At 52.3% G+C, this 17,770-nt stretch carries 18 protein-coding genes and 1 pseudogene; 18 read left to right on the top strand and 1 reads right to left on the bottom strand.

Going from position 1 to position 17,770, the window contains the following annotated elements; genetic code table 11:
• The first annotated feature begins 54 nt into the window (after positions 1 to 54).
• The 18 genes and pseudogenes from DES54_RS04925 to DES54_RS04840 form a co-directional block, all read left to right on the top strand.
• Positions 55 to 540, top strand: coding sequence for a hypothetical protein (locus DES54_RS04925; RefSeq protein ID WP_113865485.1), 486 nt, complete (start codon positions 55 to 57; stop codon positions 538 to 540).
• On the top strand, positions 540 to 974 hold the full coding sequence (locus tag DES54_RS04920; protein ID WP_211185864.1) for a gp436 family protein: 435 nt from the start codon (positions 540 to 542) through the stop codon (positions 972 to 974). Before DES54_RS04925 ends, DES54_RS04920 begins: the two co-directional genes overlap by 1 nt.
• Positions 974 to 1,516 carry a phage virion morphogenesis protein gene (locus tag DES54_RS04915; RefSeq protein ID WP_113865483.1) on the top strand — a complete coding sequence of 181 codons (543 nt, stop codon included), beginning with the start codon at positions 974 to 976 and terminating at the stop codon, positions 1,514 to 1,516. The genes DES54_RS04920 and DES54_RS04915 overlap by 1 nt, the downstream gene beginning before the upstream one ends.
• Positions 1,513 to 2,133: a hypothetical protein gene (locus DES54_RS04910; RefSeq protein WP_113865482.1), complete on the top strand. Its 621-nt coding sequence runs from the start codon at positions 1,513 to 1,515 to the stop codon at positions 2,131 to 2,133. Before DES54_RS04915 ends, DES54_RS04910 begins: the two co-directional genes overlap by 4 nt.
• Positions 2,114 to 2,302, top strand: a complete 189-nt coding sequence (locus tag DES54_RS04905; protein WP_113865481.1) for a DUF2635 domain-containing protein — start codon at positions 2,114 to 2,116, stop codon at positions 2,300 to 2,302. Before DES54_RS04910 ends, DES54_RS04905 begins: the two co-directional genes overlap by 20 nt.
• Positions 2,303 to 2,304: 2 nt before the next feature.
• Complete coding sequence (locus DES54_RS04900; protein WP_113865480.1) at positions 2,305 to 3,783, top strand: phage tail sheath subtilisin-like domain-containing protein; 1,479 nt, start codon at positions 2,305 to 2,307, stop codon at positions 3,781 to 3,783.
• A 9-nt stretch (positions 3,784 to 3,792) separates the two neighbouring features.
• On the top strand, positions 3,793 to 4,143 hold the full coding sequence (locus DES54_RS04895) for a phage tail tube protein (protein ID WP_095835522.1): 351 nt from the start codon (positions 3,793 to 3,795) through the stop codon (positions 4,141 to 4,143).
• A 2-nt stretch (positions 4,144 to 4,145) separates the two neighbouring features.
• The gene (locus DES54_RS04890; RefSeq protein ID WP_113865479.1) at positions 4,146 to 4,529 is read left to right on the top strand and encodes a phage tail assembly protein; all 384 of its coding nucleotides are present in this window, start codon (positions 4,146 to 4,148) and stop codon (positions 4,527 to 4,529) included.
• Between the two features lie 98 nt (positions 4,530 to 4,627).
• Positions 4,628 to 6,409: a phage tail tape measure protein gene (locus DES54_RS04885; RefSeq protein ID WP_113865478.1), complete on the top strand. Its 1,782-nt coding sequence runs from the start codon at positions 4,628 to 4,630 to the stop codon at positions 6,407 to 6,409.
• Entirely contained in the window at positions 6,409 to 7,668 is a 1,260-nt protein-coding gene (locus DES54_RS04880; protein ID WP_113865477.1) for a DNA circularization protein, read from the top strand. The genes DES54_RS04885 and DES54_RS04880 overlap by 1 nt, the downstream gene beginning before the upstream one ends.
• Positions 7,661 to 8,743: a phage baseplate assembly protein gene (locus tag DES54_RS04875; protein WP_113865476.1), complete on the top strand. Its 1,083-nt coding sequence runs from the start codon at positions 7,661 to 7,663 to the stop codon at positions 8,741 to 8,743. Before DES54_RS04880 ends, DES54_RS04875 begins: the two co-directional genes overlap by 8 nt.
• Positions 8,734 to 9,273 carry a phage baseplate assembly protein V gene (locus DES54_RS04870; RefSeq protein WP_113865475.1) on the top strand — a complete coding sequence of 180 codons (540 nt, stop codon included), beginning with the start codon at positions 8,734 to 8,736 and terminating at the stop codon, positions 9,271 to 9,273. Before DES54_RS04875 ends, DES54_RS04870 begins: the two co-directional genes overlap by 10 nt.
• Positions 9,270 to 9,719 (top strand): phage GP46 family protein, encoded by a 450-nt coding sequence (locus tag DES54_RS04865; protein ID WP_113865474.1) that lies wholly within the window; start codon positions 9,270 to 9,272, stop codon positions 9,717 to 9,719. Before DES54_RS04870 ends, DES54_RS04865 begins: the two co-directional genes overlap by 4 nt.
• The gene (locus DES54_RS04860) at positions 9,709 to 10,782 is read left to right on the top strand and encodes a baseplate J/gp47 family protein (RefSeq protein WP_113865473.1); all 1,074 of its coding nucleotides are present in this window, start codon (positions 9,709 to 9,711) and stop codon (positions 10,780 to 10,782) included. The genes DES54_RS04865 and DES54_RS04860 overlap by 11 nt, the downstream gene beginning before the upstream one ends.
• Positions 10,767 to 11,351: a YmfQ family protein gene (locus DES54_RS04855; protein ID WP_113865472.1), complete on the top strand. Its 585-nt coding sequence runs from the start codon at positions 10,767 to 10,769 to the stop codon at positions 11,349 to 11,351. Before DES54_RS04860 ends, DES54_RS04855 begins: the two co-directional genes overlap by 16 nt.
• Before the next feature lie 2 nt (positions 11,352 to 11,353).
• On the top strand, positions 11,354 to 12,112 hold the full coding sequence (locus DES54_RS04850) for a tail fiber protein (protein ID WP_113865471.1): 759 nt from the start codon (positions 11,354 to 11,356) through the stop codon (positions 12,110 to 12,112).
• Complete coding sequence (locus DES54_RS04845) at positions 12,112 to 12,993, top strand: tail fiber assembly protein (protein ID WP_113865470.1); 882 nt, start codon at positions 12,112 to 12,114, stop codon at positions 12,991 to 12,993. Before DES54_RS04850 ends, DES54_RS04845 begins: the two co-directional genes overlap by 1 nt.
• A 9-nt stretch (positions 12,994 to 13,002) precedes the next feature.
• Positions 13,003 to 13,224, top strand: a pseudogene (locus DES54_RS04840) (hypothetical protein); the annotation flags it as partial.
• A 2,247-nt stretch (positions 13,225 to 15,471) separates the two neighbouring features.
• Here DES54_RS04840 and DES54_RS04835 read toward each other — a convergent pair.
• On the bottom strand, positions 15,472 to 17,676 hold the full coding sequence (locus DES54_RS04835; RefSeq protein ID WP_205680178.1) for a LamG-like jellyroll fold domain-containing protein: 2,205 nt from the start codon (positions 17,674 to 17,676) through the stop codon (positions 15,472 to 15,474).
• Positions 17,677 to 17,770: the final 94 nt, after the last annotated feature.

Below are 17,770 nucleotides of genomic sequence, written 5' to 3'. Positions count from 1 at the left end.
TGATTTTATCGGGCGTTTAAACGCCCGATAAATAGACGCTAAAGAGGATGGAAAATGAGTGGAGCGAAAAACAAAACAGCGAGCCAGCAAAAGGCTACGGATAGCACTGTCACGGTTCCAGCGCCGGAAGTGGCACCGCTTACTGAAGGCAACAGTGACGGACATGAACCGGCAATCGTATTGCCAGGGCATTACATCCCGGTGGGTTCGCAATCCATCGTCGTCACAGGCAATGACCCCGTAGCTGATCCGGTGCTGTCAGCATCCGACGCCGCCAACGTAATGGGGGTAGAAGTGCTGTTGGTGCAAGCTGTATCAAAGGAAGGCTTCTATCGTTGCGGCCGCTTCTGGCCGTTCGACGGCGTGCATGTGTTCGTCAGTGACGATCCGGACAGCGATAACGCCGAAAGCGTTGCCGACGATGGTACGCCGGTTCAGCCCTTTATTAGCCGTGCCGTTGCAGAACGGCTGAAGGGTGAGCCGCAATTGCGCGTTACTGTCGTGCAAACCACCGACGAACCAGCGACCGAGGATAAGTGATGCACTACGCCACCCGTGAAGATTTGCTGGTCGCCGATGGCTCTTATGTCTGGAACGTGGCGATCAACAGGGAAACCAATGAACTGGATGAAGCCGCAATTGCGCAAGCGCTGGAAGACACCGACGAGGAAATTAATTCGTTGCTGTCGCGCCGGTACAAGCTGCCGCTGGAAACCACGGTTCCCCGCATTCTGAACCGGGTGGCCGTATCCATCGCTTTTTATTGGCTGGCTGACCGCGACAACGTGGCCACCGAGCTGGTGCGCAAGCGCTATGAAGATGCCATCAAAACGCTGAAGGAAATCGCCAGCGGTCAGCGCGATATCGGCCTGCCGACGCTGGAACAGCCTACCGAGGGGGAAAGCGGCAAAGTGTTCATGACCGGCGAAAACCCGCGATTGTTCACCCGCAACAACCTGAAAGGCGTCCTGTAATGGGGATCCAGGTCGAAGTGATGGGGGCGGAAAAGCTCGCGCAGATCCGCCAGGCAATGGAGAAATTGGCCGATAGCAGCCTACGGGCTGAACTGCTGGAAAGCATCGGTGCCGTTGCTGAATCCCAGACCCGCCGCCGCATCACTGATGAGAAAGAATCGCCCGGCGGTACGGCATGGCAAGACTGGTCTGAAGGCTATGCCAAGACCCGCCACGGCAATCAGAGCCTGTTGCAAGGCAATGGCGATCTGCTTGATAGCGTGATCTCCATCGTTGAACGCAACCAAGTACGTGTCGGCTCCCCGTTGCGGTATGCGGGCGTCCATCAGGACGGGTACAGCGGCAGCGTTGCGATTAGTGCGCATCAGCGCTTGATTAAGAAGGCTTTCGGCCGGGTACTCAAACATCCGGTATGGCAAAGCGTGAAGGCGCATAGCCGCATGATGAACATCCCCCAGCGTGAATGGCTGGGGCTGTCAAACAGCAATAGCGAAGAGCTGTTGCACGTTATTGGCGACTTCTGGAAGGAGGTATTGCCGTGAGTGAACGCCCTAACCTGGTCACACTTGGCAGCACAATATCCGCCGCTGAACGGATTGTTGCCTGGCTTCAGCCGGTTCTACAAGGGAACAATCCCGACCAGGTGCCGGTGGTTGAGCGTCATATAGGCCAGTTCAATACCCCTGAAGAGGTCAAGCGTCACCTATCCGACAAGAACGGCAGCATCCGCATCGCCGCTTTGCGCGCCCGCGACATTCATCACCAGGCGGGCGGAGTGATCGGCACCGTCACCTGGTGCGCTTATGTGATGGCCACCGATTACTGGGGCTATGGCCGCGATCTGCGTGCCGAAGTTATGGTCGCCAGGCTGGTCAAGCGCATCGCCAGCCCACTGGCAGCAAAGGAAATGGGCGCGGAGCGCAAAGCGGACACGATATCAGCGGACAACATCTACAGCGGCAGTCTCGACAATCTGGGGCTGACCATGTGGGCGGTGATGTGGAGTCAGGAATTCAAACTGGATGAAGAAACGGATATCAGCGAATTGCCTGATTTCCTCAGACTGGGGATGACAGCCACGCCACGCGGCGGTGTCCCTGTAATTGAAGCCGTGATCCCCGTAAGAGGACAGGAAAACAATGAAGACCAAACACCTTAAGCCCAAGGGCGGCGTCAAAGTACGTAAGCCGGCCGGCACTTACTTAAAAGACGACGGCGAAGATTTACCGCTGTCATCCTACTGGTTGCGGCGCATCGCCGAAGGTGACCTTGAAGTCACTGACGTCGTCACCGTCCCGGCCACCAAATCAACCAAGGCGGAGAAATAACCATGGCGTTAGGCACTATTCCCAATGATATCCGGGTGCCGCTGGTCTATATCGAAATCGATAATTCCATGGCGCTCGACAGCGCCCCGGCGCAGCAACACAAGATTCTGGTGATCGGCCAGCAACTGGCTACCGGCACAGCCGCGCCGTTGACGCAGAACCGCATCACCAGCGACAGCACGGCCGACAATCTATATGGTCGCGGATCCATGCTGGCGGAAATGCTGAAGACGTTGCGCAAGGGCAACAGCTATACCGAAACCTGGGCTATGGGTATTGAAGACCTGGCGGCAGGCAACGCGGCCAGCGCTGAAATTGTGGTGACCGGCCCGGCAACCGCTGCCGGTACACTGGCGCTGTTAGTGTGTGGCGTAACAGTGCAGGTCGGCGTCAGTGCGGCGGATACCGCTGAAACGGTGGCGGCGGCGATTGTGTCCGCTGTCAATGCGGTGGTGACATTACCGGTCACAGCCGCCGTGAAAGCCGATGCAGCAGGTACGGTGGTGCTCACGGCAAAATGGAAAGGCCAGACGACCAATGACCTCGACGTGCGCGTCAATTACTACGTCGGCGAGCAGACACCGGCCGGGCTAAGTGTAACGACGACGGCGTTTACCGGCGGCACCGGCACCCCGGATATTGCGGCGGTGGTTGCGTCTCTGGGAGATGAGTGGTTTAACCATATCGTTTGCCCGTTTAACGATGTGGCCAGCCTGAACACCCTGCGCGATGAATTGCTCAATCGCTGGGGGCCGTTGAAGATGATTGAAGCCATCGCCTACACCGCCGTTCGTGGCACTCATGCCGCCACCGGCACCTGGGGCGGCAATCGTAACGACTTCCTGATCACATCGATGGGAACCAACATTTCCCCGCAACCCGCTTATTTGTGGGCTGCCGCTTACGCGGGTATTGCGGCGTATTACCTGGCGATTGACCCGGCGCGGCCGCTTCAGACGCTGGCCTTGCCTGGCATTCTTGCCCCGGCAAAGGAAGTGCGCTGGGATATGGTCGAGCGCAATCTTCATCTGTTCGATGGCGTAGCGACTCATTACGTCGATGCGGGCGGAAATGTCTGCATCGAGCGGGAAATTACGACCTATCGCGTGAACAGCTTTGGCGATGCGGATACGTCCTATCTGGATATCACGTCCCCGGCAACGCTGGGCCATATTCGTTACGTCATCAAGAACCGGTTCACTAATCGCTATCCCCGCCACAAGCTCGCCGATGATGATGTGCTGGACGTACTGGAACCCGGTCAGCCGGTCATGACGCCCAAACTGTGTACGCAGGAGCTGATTGATATATTCCTTACAGAACTGGAGCCAGCCGGGTTAGTCGAGGATTTTGACGACTACAAAGAAACGCTATCCGTGGTGCGTGATACCGCAGACCGCAACCGTCTAAATTTTATTATCCATCCGAACATTGTTAACCAGTTGCGGGTTCTGGCTGGTCTGATTCAGTTCAAGCTCTAAGGGGGCAGCATGATTTTAGGCGAAGCAGCCATTCGCGTGAATGGCCGGGAAATAAAGACCAAAGGCACGTCAACGCTGAACCCTGGCGGCTACGCCCGCACTGCGCATAACGGCGCGGGTAAGACCTGGGGCATGTCCCGCAAGCGTGTTAACCCGTCTGTGCAACTTACTATCGCGGCAGCGGAAGATATGGACGTGATCGAGATCAGCGGCTGGGAAGAAGTGACGGTGATGTTTGAAGGCGATAACGGACTGAGCTACATGATGACCGGCGCGGCGGCGGAAAACCCCAGCGAACTGTCCGAGTCTGACGGGCAAATTTCAGTCACATTTATCGGCGCCAAGTGCGTGAAGGTGTAAGCATGGCAAAGATGACGGTAACGCTGATTCATGGTCTGGTGACAGGCAAAGGCACGGCAGATGAAGCCCGGCATATGGTTGTAGATCTGCGCGAACTGGATACCAAGGATGTGATTGACTCCCAGCTCGCCAGTGAGCGCGTGGTTATCGGCGAGAACGGCAAAGCTCATGCCTATTGCTCCGAAGTGATGATGGGGCTGGAAATGCTGCGCCGCCAGATTGCGTCTATCGGGGATATCCCCGGCCCGTTGAGTCTGAAGCAGCTTTATCAACTTCACCCCAAGGATTTGGATTTGCTGACGGAAAAGGCATCCGATATGGACGACCTGCTGACGGAGGTAAGCAACCGGGGGCGAACTGATGCCGCTGGCGGCGGCGCTGACTAACCTACTCGTTAACCTTTCCACACGATTCAGTGTGTCATACCTGGAACAGTTGCCATTGCGGCAACTGTTCCGCATCACCGAACAACTGAGGAAGCAGCATGGCCAAGCGCCTCGACACTGAAATCATCATCAACCTGGCGGGCAATCTTACCGCCAAAGCCCGCCAGTACGGGGCCAATATGTCGGAGTTCGCACGCCGGAACGAACGGGCAATGTCCGTTGTTAAGGCCACCAGTGCGGCGGCTGGGCGCGGGCTGGATATGCTGGGAAACCGCTATACCGGCATGATTGCGGGATTTGCGGGCGGTGCTATGTTGAACAATTATAAGCAGTTAGATCGCCGTCTGACACGAATGGGCATTACAGCTGGTAAAACTCGGGAAGAAATAGCCGAGATATTTAATCTTTCTCAAGATGTCGCTATTAAATTCAGAGTCGATACCAGTGAGATCCAAGGGGCCAGCGAGGTGATTAATACTCGAACTGGAGATTTGGATTTTGCGTTAAAAAACAGGGAAAACATCGGTATGGCTATCGCTGGTTCAGGCGCATCAGGCGAGGATATCGGTGGCCTTATTGCTGAATATAAGAAGTTACTTATTCTTACTGAAAAGGAAGTAGGAAAGGCTCTGGGTGGCATGAATGAACTTGGAAAAACCGGGGCATTTGAACTAAACAATGCTGCAAAACTATTGCCTCCAGCAATATCTATGTACTCAGCCGCTGGGGCCAGTGGCATTGACGCTGCTATGGAAGTGATGGCCGTTGCTGAAGCGGCAATGGACTTACGAGCAAATGACGTTTTAGCAGCATCAACGGTAACAGCTTTTATTCGAGATCTTCAATCCCCAAACGTATTGAAATCGCTGAAAGCTAACGGTATTAGAGTTTTTGATAAAGATGGAAAAATTCGTTCTTTACCGCAGATTCTTGATGAAACAGCACAGCGATCATCCCGAAACGGTGTGGAGAAGCAAGGTGGTTATCTATCTGGTGCAGGTTTTGGACAAGAAAGTATGGACTTGATCAAAGCTGTTAGTGGTCAAACAGGTAGGGAAAAACTGAAAGCATATATGGGCGTTGTTCCTGACGAAAAAAGTCTATTAGAAGATGCCAAATATGCTGCCCAAGACTTCACCTCCGCTTTGCAAAGTATGACTACCACCTGGGAGAAATTTGCTAATAGCCAGCTTGCCGCGCCCGTGCAAGATCTGGCCGACGCACTTAACTCGGTAGACCAGGAAACAGTCCAGAACTGGCTGGAGATTGGCAAGAACGTGGCGTTGGCTACAGGTGGATTCCTTGCAGCTCGCAAGGCATTTCAAATCGGTAAAGGCGCTTATGACTTCCTGCGTCCGGGTAAGAAAGGCATTCCCGCAGGAGTGGCCGACGTATTTGGATCCGGTGTTATGCCGGTCTATGTCACCAATATGGGCGTGGGCGGCATGGGGAATGGTGGGCCGGGTGTCCCAGACTTACCAGGTAGTAACAAAAGTAAGTACGACAAGGGCGGCGTGCTCGGCATGGCCATCAATACCGCATCAGAAATCACCTCATTGGTTCCTTTCCCAAAGAATGATGAAGAACGTGCCGCTCTCATCAAACGGGCGCAGGATAACAGCAACCGCAAAACAATGTGGGATGACATTAAGAAATGGCTGACAGCGCCGCCGGTGCCGCCGTCATCACCACAGTGGGATGCATTGCACCCCAACATGATGGGAACCTATCCCTATATTCCCCAGCCGCTTCAACAGCTACAGGGTGAAATCGAGGTCACGGTTAAAGATGACCGAGTGCAGGTCAGCAAGGTCAAAATCAATACGCCTGGCGTAACCATGAGTGCGCAAACCGGCATCAGTAATGTGGAGCAAGACTAATGGCCACAACAAAATGGGAAGACCTGCGCGATGCATCGTTTCGTAACGTTCCTTTTTACTTTGTCGATGTTGAAGGCACGGGCGGCCGTCGAGCTATTCCCCATGCTTACCCCAAGAAAGAAGTCGGTTGGACGGAAGACCACGGCGCGGTACTGACACAGCAGCAGATTAACGCCATCCTGCTGGGCAGTGACTATCAAACCCAGCTTAATCGCTTGCTGTCAGCGTTGAATACGGCTGGGCCGGGTGAGCTGGTGCATCCGTGGTTCGGAGCACAACAGGTACAAATCGGCAAGGTAACGCACAAGCTCAGTACCGAACAAGGCGGCATTGCGTATGTGTCGTTTGAGGTATTCGAAGCCGGTGAACAGCTTTTTCCCACGCAGACCGAAGACACAACGGCCACGGCGTTGAGTGCGTCCGACAGCGTCAAAGAAGCCCTGGCCAACGGCGATTACTTTGCAGCGCTGGATGGCGTCGGCAACATGGTAGATACGCTACTGGATGACCTGGACGGCTTTGTCACTAATCTGCCCTCTATCCCGGATGCGGTGAACGAATGGATGGATAGGCTGAACCGCTTTAAAGACCAGGCGGGCATTATCGCCGCCGCGCCAGGCGAGTTAATCCGCGACGTAACCGGCATCATTAGCGATATAAAAGACCTGGTCACAGAGCCGCCATGGGCGTTGAGCGTTTATGACCAATTGCGCGACAAGTGGGACGGTGAACGGGCTGCCCAGGCGGCGACTAAATCCCTGGCAGATAACATCGTGGTCAACGTTGAAACCGGCTTTGCCAGCAGCGTTACCCGTTCCTCGACCATCGAAATTTCAGATGCAATGCAAACCAATATCGATGAGTTCCAGCGATTGGTGATTGTCTCTTCCCTGGTATCCCAGGCGGAAACCGTGGCCAGCATGACATTTGAAACCAGCCAGGACGCTGAAAATACTGGCGACGCACTGGCGGAACGGCTGGGTGAGCAAGCAATAGATGCCGTTGAATCCGGCCAGCGCGAGCTTTGGCGTAGCCTGCGCGATCTGCGATTTGCCGTCGTTAACGACGTGCGTATTCGTAGCATCCAGCTCCCGGAGCTAAGGCGCATATCGACTACGCAGACGACGCCGGTGATGCTGTTAGCCTGGCGCGAACTGGGCGATGCCGAACAGAGCGATGCGCTGGTCACGCGTAACCGCCTGCGCCATCCGTCATTTATTCTTCCTTCTCAGGTTATAGAGGTCATTGATAGTGAGTGAAGAGCTGACACTGAACGTGGACGGTAAAATCTGGGGCGGCTGGACGGAAATGACGATTAACCGCTCGCTTGAAAGCATTGCCGGTGAGTTTGATCTTACTATCACCGCGCGATGGTCTGCCGCCGCGCCGCGCTCTATCAAGCCGGGGATGGTGTGTTATGTCTCTATCGGCAGTGACCGCGTGATGACGGGATACATCGACGACTTCATCCCCAGCTATGACGCGGAAAATGTTTCGTTGCGCGTGCTGGGGCGAGACAAGACCGGCGATCTGGTCGATAGCTCAGTGGTTGATACGTCTGGTCAGTGGCGTGGACAGACGCTTGGCCAACTGGCGGCGACCATCTGCAAGCCCTATGGTATCGAGGTTATCAACGAAACCGACACCGGCGAAGCCTTTGGCAGCATCACGCTCGAACAAGGTGAAACCGGGTTCGAACTGCTTGACCGGCTGGCGAAACAGCGCGGCGTGTTGATAACGTCTGATGCATGGGGTCGGCTGGTTATCACCCGCGCATCAACGACCCGCGCCGGTGTTTCTCTGGTACTGGGTGACAATATACTGGCCGCGCGCGGCCGCTTCAGTTGGCGCGAACGGGCCAGCCAATACATTGTTAAAGGCTCCGCCGCTGCCGGTGGCGCAACCTGGGACGATCAGCCTGTCAAAGTAGTCGGAGGCCGCCAGGTCATCGTCACCGATTCAGAGATAACCCGCTATCGCCCTAAAATCCTTGTGAATGAAGATAACCTCACTGTTGGCGGGGCCAGCGCCCGTGGTGAGTGGTACAAAACCCGGATGTTGGGCGAAGCCAATACAACTGAAATCACTGTGGCGGGCTGGCGGGAGAACGGCGCAACCGGCCCGTTGTGGCAGGTAAACCGGCTGATCCCCGTCAAAGACGTTATTCAACAAATGGACGTGACATGGCTGATTAAAACCGTGTCATTTATGGAGAGCGATAACGGCCGTCAGACGGTGTTAACGCTGGTGCCGCCTGAATCCATGGATATGCCGCGCCAGAATGCCAAGAAGAAGAAAGGGAAAAAATCCAGCGTGGGGATGACATGGGACTGAAAGAAGGCAATTTTTCCCGCTCTATCAGCGCTATCGGTCGGCGTCTGCGCCTGATGGTTGACCGGGCCGTGGTGCGTATCGTGACCGATAGCCTGGGGCGGCAGAATCTACAGGTTCAGAGCCTGGCAGATGAAACCAATGACAACGTAGAGCGATTCCAGAATTATGGCCTGTCGTCCGTGCCACCTGCCGGTTCTGAAGCGGTGGTGGTGGCTATCGGTGGTCGCCGTTCCGGCATGGTGGCCATCGCCGTCGAGGATAAAACCTGTCGGCCGAAAGGGCTGGATCCCGGTGACGTTTGCGTGTATCACAGTGAGGGCCACACCATTACCCTCAAGCAAGACGGCGTCATAGAGATAAGGGGGAAAAAGGTTAATCTGGTTGCTGAAGAGTCCTGTGACATTGTTAGTCCACTGATTAATGTCACCGGCCCCACCCACTTCAGTGAAGATATTACGGTTAGCGGAAAAAGTTTCCTCGACCACACTCATTTGGATGGTGAAGGTGCGCAAACAACGACACCGATATGACCATCAGAGTAAATTGGCACTTGCCCGCTGGCGGCGATATTGAAATAGAACACAATGGCCTTTCGTCTGACGAGGGCCTTGTTTCTTTAGTGCTGATTTGCTTATTCACCGATGCCCGCGCGGCAGACAGCGACGAATTATCCGACGGTACAGATGACCGTCGCGGCTGGCCCGGCGATTCTTATAGTGATTTTCCATGGGGTTCAAAGCTCTGGCTGATTGAGCGAGAAAAGCTCACAGAAGCCGTGCGCCTGCGTGCGGAAAACTATGCCAACCTTTCGATGCAACCATTAATCAACTTCGGCTATGCGCGTACCGCGACGGTAATTGCCACTATTCCGCGCATGAATTGGTTGGCGCTGAGTATTGTGCTGACTCGGCCAGATAAATCCGCGCTGACAGTAGAAATAAAGAAACGCTGGGAGGCGATATCCAATGGCGTATAACGTCCCGACCACTCGCCAGCTTATTCGCACCGGTATTCAAGACTTAGAGATTGAATTAAATCAGCAGTTGCCGATTGTCGGTGTTGAACGCGCATTAAATACGGCATTCAGTGGCGCATTGCGTGATTTATATGACCATCAAACGTGGATTAAAAATCAAATTATTCCGTCTGATAAATCAGATGACGAAACTATTGTTGATACCGCAAGAAATGAAGGCGTTATTCGTAAAGCGGCGGAGTATGCATCCGGCCCTGTAATATTCACCGGCACTAATCCGTTGCCGCTGGATACAGAAATGCAAACGGATGACGGCATTGTTTATTACGTTACGGCTACTGAAGACCCAGCGAACGGTCAGGTGCGCGTAACGGTACAAGCGGAAGATGTCGGCACTGGCGGCAATCTGGCTAGCGGTGAAGTGCTGACGTTGATATCGCCTGTCTCTGGCGTTAACAGTGAAGGCACGGTGGCGTCAGAGGGCGTGAGCGGTGGCGCGGATATTGAAACCATCAGCGAATTACTCACCCGTCTGTTATACCGCAAGCGCAACCCCCCACTGGGCGGCGCACTGCATGATTACGTTATCTGGGCCACGGAGACGGCGGGCGTTAGCCGCGCCTGGGCGTTTGATAGTTGGCACGGACTAAGTACCGTTGGTCTGGCATGGGTTTATGACCAGCGCGAAGACATCATCCCGACTGAAACGGACAGAAATACTATGTTCGCCTATCTGTACCGGCATCAGGATCCAGCCACCGGCGACTGGGTGGGCAAGCCTGGTGGGATTGAAGTCTGGCCAATTCCGTTAACGCTAAAGCCCGTCGATATGGAAATCCGCATCGTGCCGGATACGGAAGCCACTCGCAACGCGACACAAAGCAATCTAACGGCGTTGTTCCGCTCTGTCTCGCCGGGCGACACATTGCTGCTTTCTTCCATTCGTACCGCCATCGGCTCGGCTACGGGCGTGACGGACTACGAGCTAGACCTTACGACAAATCAGAGCAGTGAAAACTATGAGCTGATTACGATGGGGGCGATCACATGGCGCATAGTGTAGACGAATGGCATGACGTTCTTCAGCAGTTGATGCCGCGCGGCAAAGCATGGCCACGCGACCAGACAGCCGCTTTAACCTCGCTTTTAAGGGGCTTTAGCGCCCGTTTACAGGCGGCTGAAGCCAATGCCGACTTGCTGCTTAACGAGATGCGGCCGGAAACAACAGAATTAATGTTGGAAGAGTGGGAAGACTATTTAGGCTTGCCGGAATGTAATGCCATTCCTGATGGCTTTGAACGCCGTCGTGATGTTGTGGTTGAGAAATATCACAGAAAAGGCGGATTAGCGCCCTGGCAGATTGAACAGGCAGTTAAAGATGCGTTGGGATTTACTATCCAGGTAACGGAAATATTACCGCATCATTGCCTGCGAAATATTATGTACCCCATTTATTCACGTAAATATCGATTCATTATGCAGGTCACGGTAACGGATATGCCGATGATTCGATTTAAAACCATCAGTAATGTGTTAACGCCGTTAATAAGTTATCAGGCTCAAATTCTGGAATGTTTCTTAAGACGCTATCGCCTGGGCGGTCACGATTATGATTTTCAGTACGAGGTTTAATTATGTATCACTTGGATAATGATTCCAGCGTTGTCGATATGCCTCAGACGGCCCCTGTCTTATTTACCGAGCGCCGTTGGTTTACCGAGGGCGGCGATGGTATTCAGCCGAGCTACCCCGGCGCTGATTGGTTTAATATTATTCAGATGGAAATGTTAAACGTCTTGGCGCTTGCCGGTATTACACCGGATAAAAATCAGCATGACCAGTTCGCCCAGGCTATACGCTTTTTTTCATCTGATTATATGTTGATGCCAGGTATTCCATTACCCTGGAGCCGTCCCTCCATTCCCGCCCGGTATGGAGATCGGTATGCTTTTATGGTCGGGCAATCATTTAGTGGAACGGCGTTCCCGCTATTGGCAGAAGCCTACCCGGATTTAATTATTCCTGACATGCGCGCGATGACGATAAAAGGTACGCCGATATCAGGCCGTGAGGTATTGAGCTATGAAGCGGATGGCGTAATTAGTCACGCCCACGGCGTTGAAATTGATGAAACTGATTTAGGCACTAAAACGACGTCAGAAAACGGCGCACACGTTCATACATTCGGTATAACCGGTGATAGTTTTTCTATTGATAACATATATAGGGAAACAATCACGGGAGGAAATAATAGGTCAACAAACTCATCCGGTGCCCATATACATAATATCGTGCTGGGTGCTCACAAACACGTTGCCACAATTCTGGCGACAGGCAATACCGAAAACACGGTAAAAAACCGGGCGTTTAACTATATTGTGAGGTTGTATTAATGGCTAAGTTTGAATTCTCTGGGGATCCACGCGTCTTGTGGGTTTATTCATATGATGAAAATGGTGTCTATGTGGGGAATAGTTTTTATTTTATCCCTCCATATACCGGCTTGCCTGCTAATACAACTAACATCCCATGTGAACCCGGTTCCGGTAAAACCGGTGTGTTTAATGGTGAGTCATGGGAATACGTTGATGATAATCGCGGTACGCAATACTGGAACGCTCGCGGCCGTGGCTTTGTTATTTCCACTATTCAGGAATTATTGCCAGTTTGGGCGATTATGACTCCGCCGCCAGTACCGGATGATGGCTATGTATTATTGTTTGTTGATGGGGAATGGACGCAAGTTGAAGACAAAACCGGCCAGGCATATTACGACAGCAACGGTAATAAAAACCTTGTTCCCAATGCCTATTTTACGCTCCCTGATGGCTATACGTTCGCGGCTCCGCCAGATGCTAAGCCCACGTTCGTCCCGCAATGGGACGGTAACGAATGGGTTTATGTAAAAGACTTGCGCGGTCAGATTGCCTACACAACTGAAACAAAAGAAGCGATGGTTATTGCCGAACTGGGTTCATTACCCGCTGGTTATACGCTATTAGTCCCAGGTCAGTTTGATGAATGGGACGGCGTCGCCTGGGTTAAAAATGAAGAAAGCGAACATGCTTATTATGTTGACCTAGCCGAACGTCAAAAGGTCAAGTTATTAACCACCGCCACCGAACAAATATCTATTCTGACGTATGCCGTTAATAACGGGATCGCATCAGAAAGCGAAACAACCGCATTGCAATTATGGGAGACGTACCGCGTCGAATTAAATCGCGTTGATACGTCAACCGCCCCTGATATCACCTGGCCGGAAAAACCTTAAGGAGTCGCCATGTTTCATTTAGATAATCAAAGCGGCGTTCCCGAAATGCCTGAAGTGAATCAATTACAAAGCAATACACCGCGATGGTTCGGTGAGAGTGATGAACAAGGCGGGATTAGCTGGCCAGGTGCAGACTGGTTTAATATTGTTCAGGCTGAATTATTAAATATTCTGGCTGAAGCGGAAATCGCTCCTGATAAACAGAATCAATCGCAATTGCTTTTTGCAATTATTAAACTGGCAGGAAAGGTTCTGGACGATGGTTTAAAATCACCTGATGTAGACAAATTGCTGGGAACTCGTGGAGACATTCCGCAACGATATCGTAACGATGCAGTTAAAGATATCCGCGATTTTAAAGGGATTGATGACTGGGATGGTTCTAATGGCACCAATAACCACGCGGCGTTTGTTGCCGCTACTGCTGTTCGCCCTTGCAAAGTATATTTGCCAAAAACAAAAACTGGTATTTATTACCTAAATGGCTCATCGGAATTGACGAATGTTGATGGAGTTGAATATATCGCTGACCCAGGGGTAAGTATCTATACGTCAGCTGATAATATCAATAACATCATTAGAAAACCGGGCGCTAAATCAAATAGGGATTTACCGGTTGAGGTCGACGGCGCATCACGATTCACGCATCGCCTCGGCTCACAGATGTTCAAATATCCGTCAGATCGGGATTTGATTGATATGGGTAATGTCGGTGATATTTACATACCGGAGAAATTAACGTTTTCTGCGCATGATCCACAATACTTTGCTCTGTCTGACTCATGGCCGACTGCTGATATTAGTTTTTCTTCTAATCCATCTGATTTCGGCATCTCACTTACAAATTCAACAGCAAACTCAATCCGTTTTTCTGTCCCTGCATCATCATTTATTGGCGTGATGTTCTCTGCGGTTCCCGGAGATTTTTTGCAAGCGTCTTGTCGCGATGGGGGAAATTTCCCCGCCATCGCAATTGAGATAGAGGGCGGTTGGATTATAGTACGCCAGGCGTCAAGTAATTCCGTTATCGCTGTCAATGAACGCTGGAGTACGACATACCAAAAAGAAACTGAATATCCGACGAAAAATCTTGATATAGCGCCGTATAGATTTGGCAATTCAAGCCTGGGTATTGTTATTTTTGACAGCCAGTGTTTCGGTATCATCGTTAACGGCGTCGTCGTGTGCAGACATAATACCGTACGTCCAATTTTGTCGGCGGGCTGGGCCTGTGGTTATGAAAATAGCACTAGTAACGGCGGCATATGTACAATCCAATATCCAACTCGAATTCGGGGCAAAAAACAGTTTGGTATCCCCCCTGTTAAATTGGTTACTGTTGGCGATAGTACAGGGGATCGTAATGTGACAATGCAGTCACAGTTTGAATTTGCTGCGCAATATCTAGCTGGAGTTGGAGGGTGCCAAGTTACTGATTTACTAAATTTGGCTGTACGTGGCGAGACAGCAGCACAACAAGCAACTCGGCTCTTGGAAACAACTATTTCAGGATATGATTTTTGCTTGATACAGGTCGGCATTAACGATATTCAGACGCAGTCCGGCTATGATTCATTTGCTGAAACGGTCTTGAGTATGGTTAATTACTGCAAATCGCATAGTGTAATTCCGATTGTCGGTATTCCAGCTATGTTCTATATCCGCGCAGATATCACTACAACAGGTATTATGACTGACCATATCGGGCAGGACGCTGCCAATTCCCATCGCGGCACGCTGTATCGTTTGAAATTGATGCAATTATTAGGGGAACAAGGGGTGTTTTTCAATTTAATGAGCCATGATGCGTATGGATTAGTTACCCCTCGTCTGCTGGTAGATGCTCGGCGTTTTGTTGACCCGGTTATGATGGATAATATTCATCAAACCACGTTTGGTTCGATGCTCATGGGAATGTCGTGGGCGCGGTCAATCGCTGCGTTTTTCACAAAATCTAACCGGGATGGTTTACGAAAGTCTGCTGTTGTTGGTGCAGGGACAACAGGTTATTTGCGGTTGCCACCACGTTATTTCAATGACGGAATGGGAGCTACATCCACGCCGATTTATACAGTTCATGATGATGGACATAGTGTGACGTTGTCATATTATCTTTCACGGGATAATGTTGAATGGACAGCAGATCAGTTGCTGGGCTCATTCCCGGAACGGCTACGACCAGTTACCGACCAGTCATTTACGGTTCAACCACGAGACATAACCTTAGCTCCCATTTCTAATGCTATCGCGACGGTTTCCATTCTAAAAGAGGGAACAGTTAAAGTGCTCGGAGCTCCTAGCACTTCTATCGAAACTGTGTTTCTACCTTTCAGTATCACATACGCGATTTGATTCGTTTAAAATTATAATTTTCAACGGCGCTTCACATTATCAAAGTACATGAAGCGCTTTTCCATTTTCCGCGACGCGCTACAATCGTCCCGTCACGGCCTGATGTGATTAGATCCGATTAAAGCGTTATTTGCTGCCTGCGCTCAACGCGGCAATCTCATCATGGCTAAGCGCGCCATGCCAGACCTTAAAATAGTCATAACGCCCTGCGGTGTAGGGATCTGCTTGATATTGCGAACGTCCGAGGTAGGCGTCATTCCCCGGCCCCAGATGATAGGGCGCCAGCATAAACGTGTCATTGCTGCCCACCACCACGCCATCGATATACAGGGTGCAGCGGTTTCCCGCCACCGTAACAGCAAGATGAACCCATTGACCCAGCGGCATGTCCACATTCGACACCACACGCTGCGTGTTATAACTATGAACCGTCGTGATACCAAACTCCGGCCTGCCCTCGCCGCCTTCCAACGTTAACATCATCCACCGGCGCGGGCCTGAGCCAATATCGAACACTCTCGCCCATCTTCTGCGCTCATCCGCGTAAAATCGCGTTTCAATCGTTAAGTCGGCCAGCGAGACAAACAGATCTTGCGGCAGACGAATATAACCATCAACGCCATTGAGCACCACGGCACTGCCGCTCACGCCGCTTCCCCATCCCGCTCCGCCGATCAGTTCGCCATTCCCCGCGTTTTCACTACGGTTCACCGCAACCTGGCCGGATGCCTCATCAAAATCAAGCTGGAAAATCGTCTTCGCTTTTGTGCCGACACCGACAATTTCTGAAGCGGCGCTTTCCACGCCATCGATGATGGCGGTCACCGCATAAAAATATTCAGGCGCATTTGCAATATCCGTATCTTCATAGGTCAGCAGATCTGCGATATCGTCGGCTATCGTCACAAAATCGCCATCAATCGCGGTGGCCTGTTTAACCTGATAGAGTTGCGCATCAACCACGCCCCACCAGGATAACACCACGCGATCGCCGCGCAGGTAGGCCGTCAGCCCTGAAGGAGAAGGAGAAGACGTCTGCTGTTCACGCGAAAATAGCAGCGTGCCGAAACCAAGCTGATCGCCGTTGCGATTGTTGGTTTCCGGATACATCCGTTTAGCCTGCTGAGCGACATAGGGCGCGGCGATGCCTTTACGCATCGCGTAGTGATGGTAAACGCACGCCCAGGTCGGTCGTGCGCTGCCCAGCCCGGCGGGAGAAACGCCTACCGCCAATCCGTGCCGATTGCGATAGTCGAGCCACGGCATAGTATAAAACTCGCCGCTCTCATCTTGCAGATTAGATTTGGCGACATATTCCGCCCCAGCCAGAAAACGGTTATTGTCGTAGCCGTACATATCATCGCCCTGATTCCAGGCCATTTCGCAGAATGCGGCGGCAAGGCTGATCCCCAGCGTACAATGCCCCTGATCGCGCCCGCTCTCCTGCCACTGCCCCAGATAACCAGAGTGGACATGATAAACCGCCTGTAGCGCCGCGCCATTGCCTTGTCCGTATTTATAATAATTCAGCGCCTCTTCATAGATATCCTGCCTGTCGCACAAGATGCCTGTCGCCAGAATGCAGGCGAGTGCGCTCTGGTCCCAATTCGCCCAGTAGTTAGTAATTTCCGCATCATTATGTTCACGAAGAAAACGTGACGAAAGCGGGTAGAAGATGGTAAGCAGCATGTCCTGAAAGCGCGTCAATTCGGCGGACGACCACCCCTGATAGGTACGCATAATTTCACCGACATTGGCGAACTGATAACCGTAGATGCCCGCCGCCAGATAGCGGTCGGCATTACCGGTGAGGGTCTTTAGCGTGGATGACCAGGCATTGAGGTAAGCAATCGCCTGATCCCCGTAGCGTGCGTCCTGAGAGATTTTCCAGCGGAGCGCCAGTTGATAAGCCCGTTGAATATCGATATACAGTTGCGCGGAATTGCTGCCGCTGCCGCCGCGAACCACCGTTTCCAGTGGTCGTGGCGCGCGATCAGTCTGAGAGAAGCCGTCCGAGAGTAACGCGTTCCAACCATCCGGCCAGGGTTGTGCGGAAACCGCGATTTTCTTTCGGATTAGCGCAAAATCATCTTCCGTGTGCAGCAGACCGGGGTGAACGAAAGTCCGTTCAGCCGCGGCAGCTTGCGCGCTGGAAAGCGCAAAGGCGAGACTGCCTGTCGGTAAGATCCGTCCGTACAGCGTTCCCATCAACGCGGCGGAAATGCCGCCTTTCAAAAGCTGCCGACGACGAGGCATAGTAACGGCGTCCGCTTTCTGAGGTTCATCCCGATCGCTGACATGAGTCCGAAAATCCTTTTCTATCACAATCATTATCTCCATTAACCAGGATGGCGGCGCTGTCGCCGACCATCGCTTGATTATCGATGTTTTCCCAACGGTGTCGCTGCGAACGCTTTGCTTGCGC

It is taken from the genome of Brenneria salicis ATCC 15712 = DSM 30166 (genome assembly GCF_003315515.1).
GTDB lineage: Bacteria > Pseudomonadota > Gammaproteobacteria > Enterobacterales > Enterobacteriaceae > Brenneria > Brenneria salicis.
This window is presented reverse-complemented; position numbering and strand designations above follow the sequence as displayed.